The organism is Streptomyces sp. NPDC087440 (genome assembly GCF_044744005.1).
Lineage (GTDB): Bacteria > Actinomycetota > Actinomycetes > Streptomycetales > Streptomycetaceae > Streptomyces.
Window position 1 is genome coordinate 13278 of record NZ_JBIUXN010000011.1, and the last position, 17908, is coordinate 31185.

The 17908-nt window shown below is 71.7% G+C and carries 15 protein-coding genes; 10 read left to right on the forward strand and 5 right to left on the reverse strand.

The window, feature by feature from the left end:
• Nucleotides 1-168 precede the first annotated feature (168 nt).
• Entirely contained in the window at nt 169-2277 is a 2109-nt protein-coding gene (locus ACIO3O_RS21845) for a phosphocholine-specific phospholipase C (RefSeq protein ID WP_401748295.1), read from the forward strand.
• 101 nt (nt 2278-2378) lie between these two features.
• Complete coding sequence (locus ACIO3O_RS21850) at nt 2379-3527, forward strand: epoxide hydrolase family protein (protein WP_401748297.1); 1149 nt, start codon at nt 2379-2381, stop codon at nt 3525-3527.
• A gap of 7 nt (nt 3528-3534) precedes the next feature.
• Here the strand turns inward: ACIO3O_RS21850 and ACIO3O_RS21855 are convergent, their stop codons facing one another.
• Nucleotides 3535-4317: a GNAT family N-acetyltransferase gene (locus tag ACIO3O_RS21855; RefSeq protein ID WP_401748299.1), complete on the reverse strand. Its 783-nt coding sequence runs from the start codon at nt 4315-4317 to the stop codon at nt 3535-3537.
• A 254-nt stretch (nt 4318-4571) separates the two neighbouring features.
• Between ACIO3O_RS21855 and ACIO3O_RS21860 the strand changes: the two genes are divergently transcribed.
• The 3 genes from ACIO3O_RS21860 to ACIO3O_RS21870 all read left to right on the forward strand — a co-directional run bounded on the left by ACIO3O_RS21860 (nt 4572) and on the right by ACIO3O_RS21870 (nt 7830).
• Complete coding sequence (locus ACIO3O_RS21860) at nt 4572-6191, forward strand: metallophosphoesterase (protein ID WP_401748300.1); 1620 nt, start codon at nt 4572-4574, stop codon at nt 6189-6191.
• Between the two features lie 144 nt (nt 6192-6335).
• Nucleotides 6336-6806 (forward strand): hypothetical protein, encoded by a 471-nt coding sequence (locus tag ACIO3O_RS21865; RefSeq protein WP_401748700.1) that lies wholly within the window; start codon nt 6336-6338, stop codon nt 6804-6806.
• Nucleotides 6807-6891: 85 nt separating this feature from the next.
• Nucleotides 6892-7830, forward strand: a complete 939-nt coding sequence (locus ACIO3O_RS21870; protein ID WP_401748302.1) for a YihY/virulence factor BrkB family protein — start codon at nt 6892-6894, stop codon at nt 7828-7830.
• Between the two features lie 94 nt (nt 7831-7924).
• Here ACIO3O_RS21870 and ACIO3O_RS21875 read toward each other — a convergent pair whose 3' ends face one another.
• On the reverse strand, nt 7925-8632 hold the full coding sequence (locus ACIO3O_RS21875) for an alpha/beta hydrolase (RefSeq protein ID WP_401748304.1): 708 nt from the start codon (nt 8630-8632) through the stop codon (nt 7925-7927).
• Between the two features lie 189 nt (nt 8633-8821).
• Here ACIO3O_RS21875 and ACIO3O_RS21880 point away from each other — a divergent pair, with 189 nt between their 5' ends.
• Complete coding sequence (locus ACIO3O_RS21880; RefSeq protein ID WP_401748306.1) at nt 8822-9733, forward strand: AraC family transcriptional regulator; 912 nt, start codon at nt 8822-8824, stop codon at nt 9731-9733.
• Nucleotides 9734-9831: 98 nt separating this feature from the next.
• Nucleotides 9832-10689, forward strand: coding sequence for a carbohydrate-binding protein (locus ACIO3O_RS21885; protein ID WP_401748307.1), 858 nt, complete (start codon nt 9832-9834; stop codon nt 10687-10689).
• A 13-nt stretch (nt 10690-10702) separates the two neighbouring features.
• Here the strand turns inward: ACIO3O_RS21885 and ACIO3O_RS21890 are convergent, their stop codons facing one another.
• Nucleotides 10703-12259, reverse strand: coding sequence for a PTS ascorbate transporter subunit IIC (locus ACIO3O_RS21890; RefSeq protein ID WP_401748308.1), 1557 nt, complete (start codon nt 12257-12259; stop codon nt 10703-10705).
• Nucleotides 12260-12331: 72 nt separating this feature from the next.
• A complete protein-coding gene (locus ACIO3O_RS21895) occupies nt 12332-13171 on the reverse strand; it encodes a PTS sugar transporter subunit IIA (RefSeq protein WP_401748310.1) in 840 nt (279 codons plus the stop codon).
• Between the two features lie 154 nt (nt 13172-13325).
• Here ACIO3O_RS21895 and ACIO3O_RS21900 point away from each other — a divergent pair, with 154 nt between their 5' ends.
• Nucleotides 13326-14399, forward strand: coding sequence for a glutamate--cysteine ligase (locus ACIO3O_RS21900; protein WP_401748312.1), 1074 nt, complete (start codon nt 13326-13328; stop codon nt 14397-14399).
• A 282-nt stretch (nt 14400-14681) separates the two neighbouring features.
• Here the strand turns inward: ACIO3O_RS21900 and ACIO3O_RS21905 are convergent, their stop codons facing one another.
• Nucleotides 14682-14849 carry a hypothetical protein gene (locus ACIO3O_RS21905; RefSeq protein WP_401748314.1) on the reverse strand — a complete coding sequence of 56 codons (168 nt, stop codon included), beginning with the start codon at nt 14847-14849 and terminating at the stop codon, nt 14682-14684.
• 139 nt (nt 14850-14988) lie between these two features.
• Here ACIO3O_RS21905 and ACIO3O_RS21910 point away from each other — a divergent pair, with 139 nt between their 5' ends.
• Together ACIO3O_RS21910 and ACIO3O_RS21915 are read left to right on the forward strand one after the other, a co-directional pair.
• The gene (locus ACIO3O_RS21910) at nt 14989-16251 is read left to right on the forward strand and encodes a glycosyltransferase 87 family protein (RefSeq protein WP_401748315.1); all 1263 of its coding nucleotides are present in this window, start codon (nt 14989-14991) and stop codon (nt 16249-16251) included.
• A 167-nt stretch (nt 16252-16418) separates the two neighbouring features.
• A complete protein-coding gene (locus ACIO3O_RS21915; RefSeq protein ID WP_401748316.1) occupies nt 16419-17861 on the forward strand; it encodes a PP2C family protein-serine/threonine phosphatase in 1443 nt (480 codons plus the stop codon).
• The last annotated feature ends 47 nt before the right edge of the window (nt 17862-17908 follow it).

Sequence of the window (17908 nt, forward strand, 5' to 3'; positions counted from 1 at the left end):
GCGGCAACGGGCTTGTCGCCCCAGGCTATTGATCATCCACCAGGCCCGGAACCCCTCCCTCCAGAGGGTCTTGCCCCTGCTGTCCCTCTCGTCGCCCCCTTCCCTTTTGCTGATCGTTCTTGGAACATTCCGTTTGCTTCTGATCCCCCACGATGAGGTTGCGCACCCATGTCCGAAGTCCCTGAAGTCCCTCACGCCTCTGCAGTCCCCGCCCCGTCCGCCGCGGTGAACCGTCGCCGCTTCCTCCAGATCGCGGGCGCCACCGCCGGTTTCGCGGCACTGTCCGGCTCCATCGACCGGGCCGCCGCGATCCCGGCCGCCCGGCGCACCGGCAGCATCAAGGACATCGAGCACATCGTGGTGCTGATGCAGGAGAACCGGTCGTTCGACCACTACTTCGGCGCGATGAAGGGCGTCCGGGGCTTCGGCGACCCGCGCCCGGTGGTGCCGCACGGCCTGAAGTCCGTCTTCCACCAGCCGGACGGGGCCAAGGAGGTCCTGCCGTACCACCCGGACGCGGACGACCTCGGGATGCAGTTCATCGCGGGCCTCAACCACGACTGGGCGGGCGGTCACCGGGCGTTCAACAACGGCTCGTACGACCGCTGGATACCCGCGAAGTCGGCGGGCACGATGGCACATCTGAACCGGCAGGACATCCCCTTCCACTACGCGCTGGCCGACGCGTTCACCGTGTGCGACGCGTACCACTGCTCGTTCATCGGGGCCACCGACCCCAACCGGTACTACCTGTGGTCCGGGCACGTCGGCAACGACGGCAAGGGCGGTGGTCCGGTGCTGGGCAACGAGGAGGCGGGGTACGACTGGACGACGTACCCGGAGCGGCTGGAGAAGGCCGGGGTGTCCTGGAAGATCTACCAGGACGTCGGCGACGGCCTGGACGCGAAGGGCAAGTGGGGCTGGATCGACGACGCCTACCGGGGCAACTACGGCGACAACTCCCTGCTGTACTTCAACAAGTACCGCAACGCCAAGCCCGGCGACCCGCTCTACGACAAGGCCCGCACGGGCACGAACGTCAAGAACGGCGACGGCTACTTCGACCTGCTGACCGCCGACGTGAAGGCCGGGAAGCTGCCGCAGATCTCCTGGATCGCGGCTCCCGAGGCGTTCAGCGAGCACCCCAACTGGCCCGCGAACTACGGCGCTTGGTACATCTCGAAGGTGCTGGACGCGCTGACGTCGAACCCGGAGGTGTGGGCGAAGACCGCGCTGTTCATCACGTACGACGAGAACGACGGCTACTTCGACCACGTCGTGCCGCCGTACCCGCCGTCCTCGGCCGCGCAGGGCAAGTCGACGGTGGACACGGGCCTGGACTACTTCAAGGGCAACATCGGCTACGCGGCGGGCGCGTACGGGCTGGGCCAGCGGGTGCCGATGCTGGTGGTGTCGCCGTGGAGCACGGGTGGTTACGTGTGCTCGGAGACCTTCGACCACACCTCGGTGATCCGGTTCATGGAGAAGCGCTTCGGGGTGAGCGAGCCGAACATCTCGCCGTGGCGCCGGGCCGTCTGCGGCGACCTGACCTCCGCCTTCGACTTCCGGCTGCACGACAGTGACCCGGCGGCGCTGCCGGACACCGACGCCTACGAGCCGCCGGACAAGGAGCGGCACGACAGCTACGTGCCCAAGCCCCCGGCGGCGGGCACCCTGCCCAAGCAGGAGCGTGGCTCACGACCCTCGCGCCCGCTGCGGTACGCGCCGTACGTCGACGGGGCGGTGGACGCGGCGGCGGGGAAGTTCACGCTGACGATGAGCGGTGGCGGCGCGGCGGGTGCGGGCTTCCACGTGACGTCGGCGAACCGCACCGACGGGCCGTGGACGTACACCGCAGGGGCGGGCGCGTCGGTCGCGGACACCTGGAACGCGAAGTACTCCCAGGGGAGTTACGACCTGTCGGTGTTCGGCCCCAACGGATTCCTGCGCACCTTCCGCGGTACGAACAGCACGACCGGCCCCGAGGTGACGGTACGTCACTCCACCGGCGGGGGCGGTCAGCTCGTCCTGACGGCGACCAACGCGAGCAAGGCCGCCTGCCGCCTCACGGTCGTCAACGCCTATGGCGGGGGACGCAGTTCCTTCACCGTGCCCGCGGGCGGGAAGGTCGAGCGGACCGTGGACGTACGGGCCGGGAAGCGCTGGTACGACCTGACGGTCACCTCGGGCACGGACAGCGCGTTCCTGCGGAGGTTCGCCGGGCACGTGGAGACGGGCGCGGCGGGGGTGAGCGACCCGGCGATCGCCACCGCGTGAACTCCCGCCACTGACAGCGGATGTGGCATGTGGGCCGTTTACTGGCCTACATGCCACCTAGGGTCGGGGACATCAACCGCCGCACCGCACGGAGGAGTTCGATGACCACCGAGGCCCCTGGCACGCCCGAGATCCGCCCCTTCCGCATCGACGTCCCGCAGGCCGACCTCGACGACCTGCGGGACCGGCTGGCCCGCACCCGCTGGGCCCCGCAGCTGCCCGGCGAGGGCTGGGAGCGCGGCGTGCCGGTGGAGTACCTCCAGAGCATGGCCGCGTACTGGCGGGACGGCTACGACTGGCGGCGGCACGAGGCGCGGCTGAACGAGTTCCCGCAGTTCATGACGGAGATCGACGGGCAGGACATCCACTTCCTGCACATCAGGTCGGCGGAGCCGGACGCGCTGCCGCTGCTGCTGGCGCACGGCTGGCCGAACTCCTTCGTGGAGTTCACCGACCTGATCGGCCCGCTCACCGACCCGGTGGCGCACGGCGGTTCGGCCTCGCAGGCGTTCCACGTGGTCGTCCCGTCGCCGCCCGGCTTCGGGTTCTCCTCGGCACCCGTCGGTACGGGCTGGAACGTGGAGCGGGTGGCGCGGGCCTGGGCCGCGCTGATGGACCGGCTCGGGTACGAGCGGTACGGCACGCAGGGCGGCGACCTCGGCGCCTATCTGGCTCCCGCGGTCGCCGCCGTGGCCCCCGACCGGGTCGTCGGCGTCCACGTCGAGGCCGGGCTCGGCTTCCCGAACAAGGAGGACCTGCCGGACCTGACGCCGGAGGAGCGCGGGGCGTACGACATGATGCAGCAGTGGATGGGCGGCGGCGTCGACCACCACTCCCTGCTGCGGGCCGCACCCCAGACCTTCAGTCACGGGTGGAACGACTCGCCCGCCGGTCAACTCGCCTGGCTGTTGCAGAAGTTCAAGGAGTTCTCCTTCAGGACCGAGCTCCCAGAGCAGTCCATCGACCGGGAGCTGTTGCTCACCAACGCGACCCTGTACTGGCTGACCGAGACCTCCGGCACCTCGTCGTGGTTCATGTACGAGAGCAGCGAGTTCCGCTGGCCCCGGGGGCAGTCCGCGGTGCCCAGCGGTGTGTACGCCGGGTACGCGCCGCTGCGGAGCGTCGCCGAGCGCGGCAACAAGATCGTCCACTGGCCGGAGAGCAACCCGGAGTCGGGTCACTTCCTGGCGATGGAACTGCCTCTCGCGCTCGCCGCCGACGTACGGGCCTTCTTCGACAAGGTGCGCTGACGCCTGGTCAGCCGCCTTGGGCGGGGGTGTAGTTGTACGGAGTCGTGATGCTGAGCTGGGCGAAGCCGAGCCGCTGGAGGATCGGGCGGCTGGTGTCCAGCACGGCGTCCGACTGGACGTAGCGGTAGCCGCGGGCGACCGCGGTGCGGGAGCGGTGGGCGACGAGGGCGCGGTAGATGCCCTTGCCGCGCCACTCGGGTGCGGTGCCGCCGCCCCACAGGGTCGCGAACTGCGTACCGGGGTCGAATTCGGCGCGCGCGGCGCTCACCGGCTCGTCCCCGGCCATCGCGACGACCACGGAGAGGGTGTCCGGGGCCTCGGTGAGGCGGGCCAGCACCTGGGCGCCGATGCGCGTCGAGTCCTCGTCGAAGGCGAGTTCGTGGGCCCGGACCATCAGGTCGACGCCCGCCTTGTCGGTGACCTCGACGAGCCGCACCCCGTCGGGGAGCACCGGCTCCGTGCCGAGCCCGGCCGCCTCGGCGACCATCACGGCCTCCGGCCCCTCCGGGAGGAACCCTGCGGCGAGGAGCCGCTGCGGGAGGTCCTCGGGGCGGTCGTGCGAGTAGTGCTTCCACTCGAACTCCAGGCCGAGGGCGGAGAAGTACCGGACCTGCTCGGCGATGACCGCGTCCGCGGTGTCCTCGGTGAGGTCGGACCACAGGACGGCGTTCCAGCCCTGTGCGCCGCCGGCGTGCCGGACGACGTGCCCGGCGTCGGGGCCCAGGCGCTCGCCGGGGGCTTCGCGGCGCATCTCGGTGTCGAAGAGTTCGCGTACTGCGTCGAGGTTCATGGGCGTACTGGAACACGGGCCGGGGCCGCCCGCCAGCGAATTCCCCCGGGGCGGGAGGGGCGGGCGGGCCGTGCGGGGCTGCGGGGTGCTCGGCGGGGCACTCGGCAGGGTGTTCATGCATCTGCCATGTATGCGTTACTCATTGCGCCCCGGCGACTGGATCTTCCCCCCTACTGTCGCCGCTGTTCCGCACGGACAGACGGATGCATGCGCGGACGCACGCCCCCCGCCCGACGACAGACAAGGCAGCCCCCATGAGATTCACCCCGCTCGTGATCGCCACCGCATCGGCCGCACTCCTCGCGCCGACGGCCGCCGCCCCCTCGGCCACGGCCCCGGCGGCGCAGGTCCTCGCCCCGCCCACCCTCGTGACGCCCGGCGGCCGGTACGAGCGGGCCGTGCCGCTCGCCTTCCGGGCGGAACGCGGCGCGGTCGTGCGTTACACGCTGGACGGGACGACGCCCACGCGCGGCAGCCGCCTGTACGTGCCCGGCACGTCGGTGCGGATCACGAAGGACACCAACGTCACGGCCGTCGCCTTCCGCGGCGCGCGGGCCAGCGTCCCGGTGTCCCAGGGCTTCCTGATCAAGGGCGCCGAGAAGCCGGTCGCCCGCCTCGTCGTCATGTCGGACGTGCACATCGGCGACTACGCGAAGAACACCACGAAGTGGGCCAGCTTCTTCGACACCATCGACTCCGTCTTCCCGAAGCCCGACGCGATCCTCTCCAACGGCGACATGATCAACGACAACGGGGACGGGAAGGGCCCCGACCACAAGATCGTGGCCCGCATCTTCCAGGAGAACCTGGAGCGCAAGGGCATGACCGGCACCCAGGTCCTGCTCTCCAACGGCAACCACGACGACTCCCTCGCCCAGATCCGCACGCACTACCCCCGGTCCTGGTTCCCGGACGCGGGCGGCGGCTTCTACGAGTCCTCGGTCAACGGGGTGCCGCTGCTCACGCTCAACACCGAGACGTACAACTCCAGTACGGAGCAGCAGAGTTGGCTCAAGCGGCGGCTGGCCGAGCTGACCGCGAAGAGCCCGAACACGCCCGTCCTGATCCAGGGGCACCGGCCCGCACCGAACACGGTGATGGACGGTCAGCAGGCCTCCAACCCGAAGCTGACCGCCGACCTGAGCGCCTTCCCGCAGGCCGTGTTCTTCTCCGGGCACTCGCACCTCAACCTCAACGACGACCGCTCCGTGCACCAGAAGGACTTCACGGCCGTCAACGACGGGTCGATGTCGTACGTGGAGATGGACCACGGCTACCAGGCCGTCACCGCGGAGGGCCTCGCGAGCCGCTTCGAGTCGCCGACCTCGCAGGCCCTGTTCGTCGAGGTCTACAAGGACCGCACCGAGATCGCGCGCGTGAACATGGCCGCCGACAAACACGACATCTACACCGGCGGGAAGTGGTCCTCGGACTGGCAGCCGCCGTACGCGAGCGCGGGCACGCTCAGCGGGAAGTCCTGGACGCTCCGGCTCAAGGGCCGCACCGCGCAGGAGATCAAGGAGAACTTCACGTACACCACGGCCAACCGGAACAAGGTGGCCCCGGCCTTCACCGGCCGCCACCCGCTGTCGGCGGTACGGGACGCCAAGGGTGCGACGGCGCTGCGCATCGCGCAGGCCCGGGACGACCAGATGGTGCACCACTACCGGGTCGAGGTGACGGACGAGTCGACCGGGGCGAACGCCGTCTCCGCGAAGGTGCTCGCCGAGTACTACTACGCGCCGCTGCCCAACGCCCTGGACATCCCGCTGCCGAAGGCTCCGGCGGGCACGCGGTACGCGGCGAAGGTGGTGGCGGTGGACGCGTACGGCAACGCGTCGAAGGAGGTTTCGCTGAAGTTCCGCAGCCGGTAGGCGGGTTGGGGGTGGTGAGGGGGACGATTCAGTGATCAACTGTTCCGTCGGCCGGCTCCGCCGCCGCCCCCTTTCGCCCCGCCTTCCTCAAGGAATTCCGTGAACCTCTCCGTACGGCTGCCCCGTTCCTCCTCCGGCTGGACCATGGCGGTCTTCGGTCTGCTGGCCACCGCGCTGGGCGTCGTGGGGCTCGTCGCCCCCGACGCCCAGCTGGCGTTGATGGGCTTCGCGCCGATACCGGACGGGCAGCGGGCTGCCGGGGACCACACCCTGATGTTCCTGACGGCCTCCTCCATGGCCGCGGTGAACATGGGCGTGTACTACGTGCTGGCCGCGCTCGCCGACTGGCGGGCCTTCTTCCGCTGGACGGTGCCGTTCCGGCTGCTCACCTTCACGGTCTTCACGCTGGCCGTGGTCACGGGCCGGGCTCCGGCCGGGTTCCTCGGGGTGGGGATCTGGGAGGGCGTCGGCGCGCTGGCCACCGGGATCGCGCTGCGCGCGGAGGCGCGGAAGGCTGCACGCGGAGGCGCGGGGGACGAGGAGTCGGGCGAGACGTCGGGCGAGGAGTCGGCGGCCCGTTCCCGGGCATACGACGAGAACACCCGTTCCCTCTGACGTACCGCACCAGATGGGGAGAAGCGCGACAACGGGTGAGAAGGTAGGCGCAGCCGACACCCGATCGACCCACGGAAGTACCGCCATGCCGAGTGAGCCCACCCCACCGCAGACCGATCGGAGCGGTCCGCCTCCCGCCCCGGGCGTGCTGGCCCGCTACCGCACCGCGCTGCGCCGCACCCCGGTGTCCGTGTGGAATGACGACGTGTCCGACTGGGCCGCGGCGCTCACCTACTACGCGATCCTGGCGCTGCTGCCGTCGCTGCTGATCACGGTCACGCTCATCGGCCTCGCCAATCCGGACGCGACGCAGTCCCTCATCGACGACATCGCGTCGGTGGCCCCGGCGGAGTCCAGCAACGCGCTGCGCCAGGCGCTGGAGGACGCGGTCCACGGGAACTCCGCGGTGTGGCTGCTGATGGTCACGGGAACGGTGAGCGCCCTGTGGTCGGCGTCCAGCTATCTCGCGGTGTTCCGGCGGGCCATGCACGCCATGCATCACGTCCGGGACGTCCGCCCGGCATTGCGCAAGGCGCACCTGATCGTGGTGACGGCGGCGTGCCTGCTGCTGGTGCTGCTGACGAGTGCGGCGGCGCTGGTGATCACGGGGCCGATGGCGCGGGGGCTGGCGGACAAACTGGGGATGGGGGACGTCGGGGAGGCGGTGTGGTCAGGGCTGAAGTGGCCCGTGCTCGGCTTCCTCGTGGCACTGCTGATCATGATCCTGTTCCACACCGGGCCGTCGGTGGCCCGGGGTGTGCGCAGAGGGCTGCCGGGCGGTGTGCTGGCGGCGGTGCTGTGGCTGACGGCGTCGGCCGGGTTCGCGTTCTACACGACGCACATCGCGAGCTACAGCCGTTTGTACGGGTCGCTGGCGGGGATCGTGGTGTTCCTGGTGTGGGTGTGGTTCGCGAACCTGTCCCTGCTGGTGGGAGCCCAGTTCAACGTGGAGCTGGCGAGGCTGGAGGGCCGCGGCCCGAAGCAACGCCACCCCCGCTCAGCCCCGAGGCCCGTGGCGGAGTAGCCCCTCTCCTCTCCCCCCGGGGGGCGGGACGGGCGGGCAAGGAGGCGGCCCCTCCCGCTACCGGCCCACCCGGGTGCCCCCCGCCCAGCCCCCGCTACCGGACATCTTCGATGCGGAGAGCGCCGTCACCGCCCCCTGCGAGCGCCGCCGACACCGCCCCCGGCAACGCGGAGAACCCCAGCATCCCGGCCACGAGCACCGCCGCCGCCCCATGCCACTCCCCCGCCCTCCGCAGCATCGCGTGATCCCCACCCCCGACACCGACGAAGCAGGCCCGCGCCCCGGCCCCCCGCGCCCGCGCCGCCAACTCACGCGTCCCCCGAGGGCTCGTCGTACGGTCCCGGTCACCGTGCAGGAGCACGACGTCGCGGCCCGCGAGCTGCTCGACCGGCTCGCCCGCCGGACACCACGGAGCCAGCCCGACCACCCCCACCACCCGCGGGTGACCGGCGACCCGCAGCGCCGCCCGGCCCCCCATGGAGTGCCCCACCAGAACAACAGGCACCGGCCCGGCCTCGTCGACCAGCGCGTCCAGCGCACGCAGCGCGTCGGGCACGGGATCGGCACGGCTGCCGTTCCAGCCCCGGTGCCGGTAGACAGCCGTACGCAGCGCCAGCGGGCGCGCCCCCGCCGCCCGACCGATCGCACGCCCGAAGGGGACCATCCTGCGGCCGGGCAGGTTCAGCGGCGGCGGCGGTTCCAGGCCGTCCGCGCGCCCGCCGTGCAGGAGCAGCACGGCCCCCTCGGGTGCGGGCCCCCGCCCCTCGGCACGTTCCCGTTCGCTCGCCCCTCGGGTTCGCATGTCCGCCTCCGCTTCCGGTGAGTGGGCCCTCTCGGGGTGTTCGGAGCCGACGGCCCGCCGGATGGGTCTCGGCATGTTCCGGCGAGGGTACTCGCCCTGTCGCCGACCGGTTCCGCATGACATCGTGCATTGGTCCGGACCAGTTGCAGGCCCCGGGAAGGGACCCCGGAAAGGGAGAGTGCAGCACCCATGGAGACTGTGGAGAGAGCCGTTCCGCTGCACCGCCTGGAGGTGCCCGCCCCGCAGCAACTCCCCTTCGCCATCGGCTCGTTCGACAGCATCGGCGCGCTCTCCCGGGCCTCCTTCCCGCACCGCCACACCTTCTACGAGATCGTCTTCGTCACCAGCGGGCACGGCGCGCACGTCATCGACCTCTCGCGCTGGGAGCTGCGCCCGCCGCACCTGTGCTTCGTCGTGCCCGGTCAGGTGCACTACTGGGAGAACGCCACCGATCTCCAGGGCCGGGTCGTCCTCTTCACCGAGGACTTCCTGCTCGACCATCCCGGCGACCGCGACCTGCTGCGCGCGCTCGGCGAACGGCCCTGGTTCAGTCCCGCCGGCGACGACGCCCCGGCGTTCGCCCGGCTGGTCGCGGAGCTGGAGCGCGAGTACCGGGCGGGGCAGGAGGGGTTCGCCTCCGTCCTGCGGGCCTATCTGCATGTGCTGATCGTGCGGGCGTCCCGGCTGGCGGGCACCGTCCCTGCGACGGCCGATCCGACGGGCCGCCCCGCCCTGGTCACGCAGGAGTTCGTACGGCTGCTGGCCCTGCCGGACCCCGAGGTGTGGGAGGTACGGTCCTGCGCCCGCCGGATCGGGGTGACCGTGGGCTACCTCAACGAGGCGGTGAAGCAGACCACCGGCCGCACCCCCGGCCAGCTGGTCCGCGAGGTCCGCACCCACGAGGCCAAGCGCCTTCTCGTACGAACGGACTTGACGGTACGTCAGGTGGCGGCGGAGGTCGGCTTCGCGGACCCCGCGTACTTCTGCCGGTACTTCCGGCGCGAGACCGGCATCAGCCCGGGCGCCTTCCGGCGCGGCAGCGGTGCAATGCACCACGACTACCGCGTCCCGTCCCTCGCGCACCCCGCGTCGCCGTCCTAGGTTCGAAGGGACTTCCGGAGCGCGCCCGGAGCGTCCCGGGGCCTGCCCACAGGCCCCGGCTCTCCCCTTCCGCTCCCCCACTTGGAGGCGTCCCCGCCATGGACCAGCCCCAGCCGCCGGGCATCCCCGAGCAGTCCGGCACCCCCGACCCGACCGGGTCCCGCCCCTCCCGCAAGACCGTGCTGCGGGCTGCCCTCGCTGCCTCGGTGGCGCTGCCCACCGCCCTGGTGGGCGTGCCCGCACTGGCCAGGACGGCGCGCGACAGCGACGTACCGCCCGCGCTGACGCCCTCGTGCGACGACGGGGACGACCCGACTCCGGCGCAGACCGAGGGCCCGTACTTCAAGCCGAACTCGCCGCTGCGCACCTCGCTCCTGGACGGGAACCCGCCGGGGACCCGGCTGACCGTGACGGGGTACGTGTTCGGGCTCGCCTGTCGTCCGATCGCGAACGCCCTGCTGGACTTCTGGCAGGCGGACGTCAACGGTGCGTACGACAACACCGGCTTCCGTTTCCGGGGCCATCAATTCACCGACGCCCAGGGCGCGTTCAGCCTGACGACGATCGTGCCGGGCCTCTACCCGGGCCGCACCCGGCACATCCACGTCAAGGTGCAGGCCCCGAACCGGCCGGTGCTGACGACGCAGTTGTACTTCCCGAACGAGCCGCGCAACAACACCGACAGCATCTTCGACGCCCGCCTGCTGATGACGATGCGCACCAACGGGCCCGCCAGGGAAGGCAGTTACGACTTCGTCCTGAACGTCCCGCAGGGTCCGGGCCCGACCGATCCGCCGACCACCCCGCCGCCCTCCGGGACGTGGCGGGCGGGGACCGCGTACAAGGCGGGCGACCGGGTGACGTACGGCGGCCGTTCCTACGTCTGTCTCCAGGCGCACACCGCGAGCGCCGGATGGGAGCCGCCGAACGTGCCCGCGCTCTGGCGCGCCGTGTAGGGGCCAAGCCTCGTCACGGCCGGGGCGGCGGGTTCGGCGCTCCGGCCGGCGGGGCGATCTTCGCGTGGGTCCCGGTGGGCACGGCGGTGTCCACCGGGTCCTCGGTCGTCACCCGGGCGTGCACGCCGAGGGCGGCGTCGCGCTTGGCGCCCGGGTCCCAGCCGGTCTCCACGACCCGCTTCTGCACGACGATCGCGCCGCCCAGCAGGACCACGCCGACCAGCAGCATCAGCGCGATCGCACCGCCGCCGCCGATCTTGGCGACATTGCCGATGATCGAGCCGAACCAGCCGAAGTCGGCGTCGCCGAAGGTGGTGTTCTCCTTGCCGAACGCGCCCAGCACCTTCAGGAGCAGGGCGGGCAGGAAGGTGATGAGGACGCCGTTGAGGAACGCGCCGACGACGGCTCCCCGGCGGCCGCCGGTGGCGTTGCCGTAGACGCCCGCCGCGCCGCCGGTGAAGAAGTGCGGGACCAGGCCGGGCAGGACCAGGGCGAGGCCGAAGGCCGGGTTGAAGATCCAGGCGAGCAGGCCGAGGCTGATCAGGCCGCCGATGAAGCTGGAGATGAAGCCGATCAGGACGGCGTTCTGGGCGTACGGGAAGACGATCGGCGCGTCGAGTGAGGGGACCGCGCCGGGGACGAGCTTGTTGGCGATGCCCTGGAAGGCGGGGACCAGTTCGCCGAGGATCGTGCGGACGCCGAAGAGGATGACGGCGACGGCGATGCCGAACTGGAGGCCCTGCATCACGGACTTCATCAGGTAGTTCCCGACGTCGGTGGCGGCCGCACCGTCGCCGAAGGCCTTGAAGGCGACGTCCTGGCCGACCTTCGCCAGGAAGACCACCGCCATGATCATGTAGATGAGGACCATGGACAGGGCGGTGGCGACCATCGAGTCGCGCAGGAAGCGCAGGCCCTCGGGGAGGTTCATCTCCTCGGTGCTGCGGCTGCGCCTGCCGACGAGCTGGCCGGCCGCACCGGCCGTGATGTATCCGGCGGTGCCGAAGTGGCCGATGGCGACGGAGTTGTTGCCGGTGACGCGTTTGGTCCAGGGGTGTGCGAAGGCGGGCAGGGCGACCAGGAGGATGCCGAGCAGGATGCCGCCGACGATGACGACGGCGACCGAACCCTGGCCCGCGGTGGCGAGGACCATGGTCAGGAGGGTCGCCATGAAGAGCATGTGGTGGCCGGTCAGGAACACGTACCGCAGGGGTGTGAAGCGGGCCAGCAGCAGGCTGACCGCGAAGCCCACGATCATCAGCCAGGCCACTCTCGCCCCGAACTGGGCCTGGGCGATGCCGACGATGGCCTCGTTGGTGGGGATGACGCCGTGCGCGCCGGTCGAGCCCTGGATCATCTCGCCCAGTGGGGCCAGGGAGTTGACGACGAGTCCCGCACCGGCACCGATCAGCAGGAAGCCCAGCGTCGCCTTGATGGCGCCGCCGACGACCTGCCCCGTGGACTTGCGCAGGGCGATCAGGCCGACGGCGGTGATGATGCCGATGAGGTAGGCGGGTTGGCTGAGGATCTCGTTGACGAGGAACTTCGCGAGGGAAACGAGCCAGTCCATGTGCGGGGCCTCCGTGCCGTAAGTCCTGGGTCGGACGTCGGGTCCGTGATCGACGTCGTACGTGTGGCGCGATCAGACGTCGTACGTGTCGCGCAGGACGCCGTCGACCTCGGTGGTGCTGGTGAAGTCCTCGACGACCTTGACCGGCACGCCCACGTCGCCGAGGGTGCGGGCGATCTCGCGCGAGGTGAGGATCGCGACGGCCTCGGAGGCCTTGCCCTTGGCGGAGATGGTGTCGGTGGCCTCGACGCTCACGAACTTCGACCACTTCCAGCGGTCCAGGACCTGTTCCAGGGTGTTCTTCAGGAAGAGGCTGGTGCCGACGCCGTTGCCGCAGACGGTGAGGATCTTGTGCATCCCGGGGGCCGACGCCCGTCCGGCGGGCACTGCGGGTGCCGCGTGCTGCGGCGCACGCGCGTCGTCCTGTGACGTGGGCACGCCGTCCTGCGGAGTGCGTACGTCGTCCTGCCCCGCGAGTACGGCGTGCAGGGCCTGTGGCGTAGGCGCTTCGTGCAGGGCGCGGGAGGATTCCGGGTCGCCCAGGAGGCGGGCCAGCGAGGCCATCGCGGCGGTGTGCGCGGCGGCGTCCTTCGCGGCGAGGGCGACCACCAGGGTCACCGGGTCATTGGTCTCGTGGCCGAACTCGACGGGCTTCGCGAGGCGCACCCAGGACATTCCGGTTCGCAGCACGGCGGGCGACGGCCGGGCGTGCGCGAAGGCGAAACCAGGGGCGATGACGATGTACGGCCCGTTCTCCTCGACATTCCGGATCATCTCCGCGGTGTAGTCCGCGGTGGCGGTGCCGGTGGCGACGAGGAGTTCGCCCGCGTCCCGGACCGCCTGCCTCCAGTCCGTCGCACGGGCGTCGAGGCGTATCGCTTCTGACGGAAGGAGATCACTCAATGCCGACATGAATCCGATATTTGCACAGTCGTGAACATGCGGCGCGGCCAGAGCACATGGGTAGAGAAAGAGGGCACTCGCTCCGCCACCACGAAGATCGACGCCGTTCCGCGCAGCGCGGGCGTCGATTCGCGAAGATCACCGAGCCCGAGGGGGGCCGCCCGTGCGCAGTGTGGGAGTGGAAGAGGAACTGTTACTGGTCGACAGCGACGGGGCGCCGAGGGCGGTGTCCGGCGTCGTCCTGGCGGCGCTGCCCGACGGCTCCACCCTGGAGAAGGAGTTGCACCGGGAACAGCTGGAGATCGCGACCCGGCCGCGCCACACCATCGAGGGACTCGCCGCCGAGGTGCGCCGCTGGCGCGGGGAGGCGGCGGCCGGGGCCCGCCGGGCCGGGGCGGAGCTCGCGGCGCTCGCGACGTCGCCGCTGCCGGTGAACCCGTCCATCAACTCGGGCGACCGTTACCGGCGGCTGGAGGAGGAGTTCGGGCTGACCGCGCTGGAGCAGCTCACCTGCGGCTGCCATGTGCACGTGTCGGTGGAGTCCGACGACGAGGGGGTCGCGGTACTGGACCGGATTCAGCCGTGGCTGCCGGCCCTGGTGGCGCTGAGCGCGAACTCGCCGTACTGGCAGGGGCGCGACACCCGGTACGCCTCGTACCGCAGCCGGGTGTGGGGGCGGTGGCCGTCCACCGGGGCGACCGAGCACTTCGGGTCGGCCGAGAACTACCACCGGCAGGTGCAGGGGATGCTCGCCACCGGGACCCTGCTCGACGAGGGGATGATCTACTTCGACGCCCGGCTGTCGCGGCACTACCCGACGGTGGAGGTGCGGGTGCCGGACGTCTGCCTGGAGGCGGACGACACCGTGCTCATCGCGGCGCTGGTACGGGCGCTGGTGGAGACGGCCGCACGGGAGTGGGCCTCGGGCGGCCCGGCGGACGACACGGGGGTGGGCCTGCTGCGGCTGGCGTCGTGGCGGGCGGCGCGGTCGGGGCTGTGCGGGGAGCTGGTCGACCCGGCGACCCTGACTCCGGCACCGGCGGAGACGGTGGTGCGGGCGCTGCTGGCGCACGTGTCGGAGGCGCTGCGGGACAGCGGGGACATGGAGCTGGTGAAGGAGCACCTGGAGGTGTTGCTGGAGAGGGGGAACGGGGCGCATGTGCAGCGGGAGCTGTTGAGGCGGACGGGGAGTCTGCGGGGGGTGGTGGAGGAGTGTGCGCGGAGGACGGTGGGGTGAGGGGGCCCGTCCGGGCCCGGACTTTCGGGGTGCCCGCCGGGCCCTGTAGCGGCTGGGCGCCGTGGCAGGGCCCGGCTCGGCTCGGCTCCCGGGGCTGAGTGCGTTCGGCCCTGTCCCGCTGGGGCATGGGGTCCCCAGCCCCGCCCCTTCACCTCGACCTGCGGGGGCATGGGACGGTTCCGTGCGGGTGAGTGGGTGGTTGCTCGCGCCCACGCGGCGGAGCCGCACATCGATACAGCCCCGCGCCCCTGAAGGGGCACGGACAAGTGGGGCCCGCAGGGATCAGGCCGAGGGTTCCTCGACGGAGGGGTCGTCGGAGGGGGCGTCTTCCAGGCCGGGGCCGTCGACTGCCGCACGGGGGTCGTCGTCCGGGGTGGCCTGCTGGTCCGGGAGGTCGCGGGGGATTCCCGGGGACTGCTCCTCGGGGCCGTCCTGGCGGCGGTCTTCCATGGGAGGGGTCCTTTCGGGGAGAGGGGCCGCCGGGTGTCGGCGGGGTGACACCGCGCCGCGTACCCGGGCCGGGCGGGCCCATGCGCGCGCCGCCTGACCTGGCGTTCTGCGGGGTGCGCCCGCCTCGTAGAGTGCGGGGATGCCCCGCAGCAACCCCAGCACCGTCCCCGTCAGCGCCCCGCCCGTCGAACCGGTCCCGCGCCTGCATCGCCTCCGGTCCCCGTGGGCGGCCCTGCTCGTCTGGGGGCTGACCCGGCTCTGGCTCGTCCCCGCCGCGCTCAAACTCCCGCCGCTGGACGGTGACGGGACGCTCGACCCGTCGGTGGACCGCGTGTACCGGGGGTGGTTCGAGGTGCTGTCGGGCGGGGCGTTCCCCGCGCACGACGTGAGCTGGCAGTACCCGCCGGGTGCGGCCCTGCCGATCCTCGCGCCGGGGGCGCTGCCCGGACTCGACTACGGGCTCGCGTTCATCGTGACGGCCGCCGTGACCGATGCGCTGGTGATGGCGGGGTTGCTGTGGCTCGTGGTGCGGCGGGGGCGGTCGGTCGCGGCGCCCTGGCTGTGGACCGTCGCGCTGGCGGTGCTGTCGACCGTGCCGTGGAACCGGTTCGACCTCCAGGTGACGGCCGTCGCCATGGCCGCGCTCGCCGTGGCCGCGTCCCGGCGGGCCTGGGCGGACCGTGCCTTCGGGGCGCTGGTCGCGCTGGGGGCCCTGGTCAAGGTGTGGCCGGTGCTGCTGCTCGCGGGGACGGAGCGTGGACGACGTACCCGACAGGCGTGGATCGCGGCGGCCGTCGCCGGGGTCGTGCTGCTCGCCGGGTTCGCGCTGGCCATGCCGCACGCGCTGTCGTTCCTCACCGCGCAGAAGTCGAGGGGGATTCAGATCGAGTCGGTGGGCGCGCTGCCCTTCCACGTCGCACGGCACCTCGGGTGGAGCGGCACGTGGAAGGCCAAGGACGGCTCGCACGAGTTCGTGGGGCCGGGGGTGGAGACCGTGTCGCTGGTGATGCAGGGGCTGACCGTGCTCGCGCTCGGGTGGCTGGTGTACTGGCGGCTGCGCTCGGAGCGGTCCGCGCCCTGGATGCTGCCGGACGCGGCGCTCACCGCCGTACTGCTGTTCGTCGTGACGAGCCGGGTGATCAGCCCGCAGTACCTGATCTGGCTGGTCGGTCTCGGCGCCGTGTGCTTGCTGCGACGGGAGACGTCGCAGCGGCCCGTGGTGTTCCTGATTCTGGCCGCGTGTCTGTTCACGACGCTCGGATTCCCTCTGCTGTACCGGGAGTTGAGGGACGACGCCGATCCCCTCGCCATCGCCAACCTCTTCGTGCGCAACGGACTGCTGCTCGTCGCGGCCGGGCTGTCCGCCGTACGGCTGTGGCGGGCGGGGCGGGTGGGGCGCTGAGGCACGGATGCAGCGGAGGGCCGTAGGCATATGCCAGGTGCACCACCGGATCGAGTGTTGCCAAACGGCTTACGGGCCCCCCACCCCTGTGCGAAAGTCTTAACGGTCGACTTCCGCAGACCGTCTCGCACAGCTCGTTTCGGCCGCTGCCTGTATCGGAGTACGCCATGCCGTCCCCCCTGTTCGCGGATCGCTCCGCGCCGCAGCCTCCCGAGCGGGGCATGGTCGACGCACTGATCACGCAGACCCGCCGGCTGCGCGGGGACATGGACGCGGTCCGCCGGGACGCCCCGCTCGACCTCGGCGACGACGACGCGCAGGTGCGCTGGCAGCGAGCGCTGTGCGATCTGGCGGTCAGTCAGCTCGACGACCTGGGCGTGCACCTGGGGCAGTTGAAGGACGGGCTGCCGTCCGTTCCCTTCACCCCCTGCTCCCCCGCCGAACGGCCGGAGCCGCGCACCGGCGGCAAGCAGCCCGCCCTGCTCACCCGGGTCGGCAGCGCCGAGTGGAACCTGCTGACCGACGAGGTCACCTGGTCCGACGAGCTGTACGAGATCTTCGGGCGCACCCGCACGGACGGCCCCCTCTCCCTCGACGAACTCCCCGCCATGCTGCTGCCCGACGACCAGGCCCTGCTGACCGCGATGGTCACCGACTGCCTGGTCGACGGGAAGCCGATCGACGGGGAGTTCCGCATCGTCCGCCACGGCGACGGCGCGGTGCGCACGCTGCACATGATGGGCGAGCCGGTCCTCGACGCCGACGGCTGCACCGCCTCCATGTGGGCGGTGCTGCGCGACGTGAGCACCCTGCGCCGCACCCAGCGCGCCGTACGCGAGAACCAGGACTCCCTCCAGCACGCCAGGCGCCTCGCCCAGGCGGAGCGCACCGTGGCCGTGCAGCTCCAGGAAGCGGTGCTGCCCGCCTGGCGCGGGGCCTCTCCCCCGCTCCCGGCCACCGAGGCGCTCGACCTCGCCGCGTACTACCTCCCTTCGGCCAGCGGCGAACTCGTCGGCGGCGACTGGTACGACGCGATGGAACTCCCCGACGGGCAACGGATGCTGACCGTCGGCGGACTCACCGGACACGGGGTGACGGCGACCTCCTCGGTGGCGATGCTGCTGGGCGCACTGCGCGGCATGGCGCTCGCCGGGGTGCGGCCCGGGGCCCTGATGGGCCATCTCAACCAGCTCCTGGACTCCTCCTCCGCACATCACTCACCGGGCAGCGCCCTGTGCTGCCAGTACGATCCCGCCACCCGCCTCCTCACCTGGGCACAGGCCGGTCACCCCGCACCGCTGCTGTTCCGCGACGGCCGGGGGCAGGCCCTGACCCCGCCGCGCGGCATCCTGCTGGGGGCGACGAGCGGCGCGGCGTACGAGCAGGCCGAAGCGACCCTCCGTGCCGGTGATCTGCTCCTGCTGCACACGGACGGACTGTCCCGGCGCAGCCCGACGGACGACGAGTGCCGCGGCAGGCTGCTGTCCCTCGCCCCACGGTTCGCCGACGCCCCCAGTGCACGCGCGTGCGTGCGGCTGGTGCTGGAGGAGTTCGGCGCGACGGAGCGCGAAGAGGACGCCTGTGTGCTGATCGCCAGGATCGGCGCGTAGCCGACTGTCCGTGCCGTGCGGGCCGTGTCCTGACCCGCGTGGTCGGT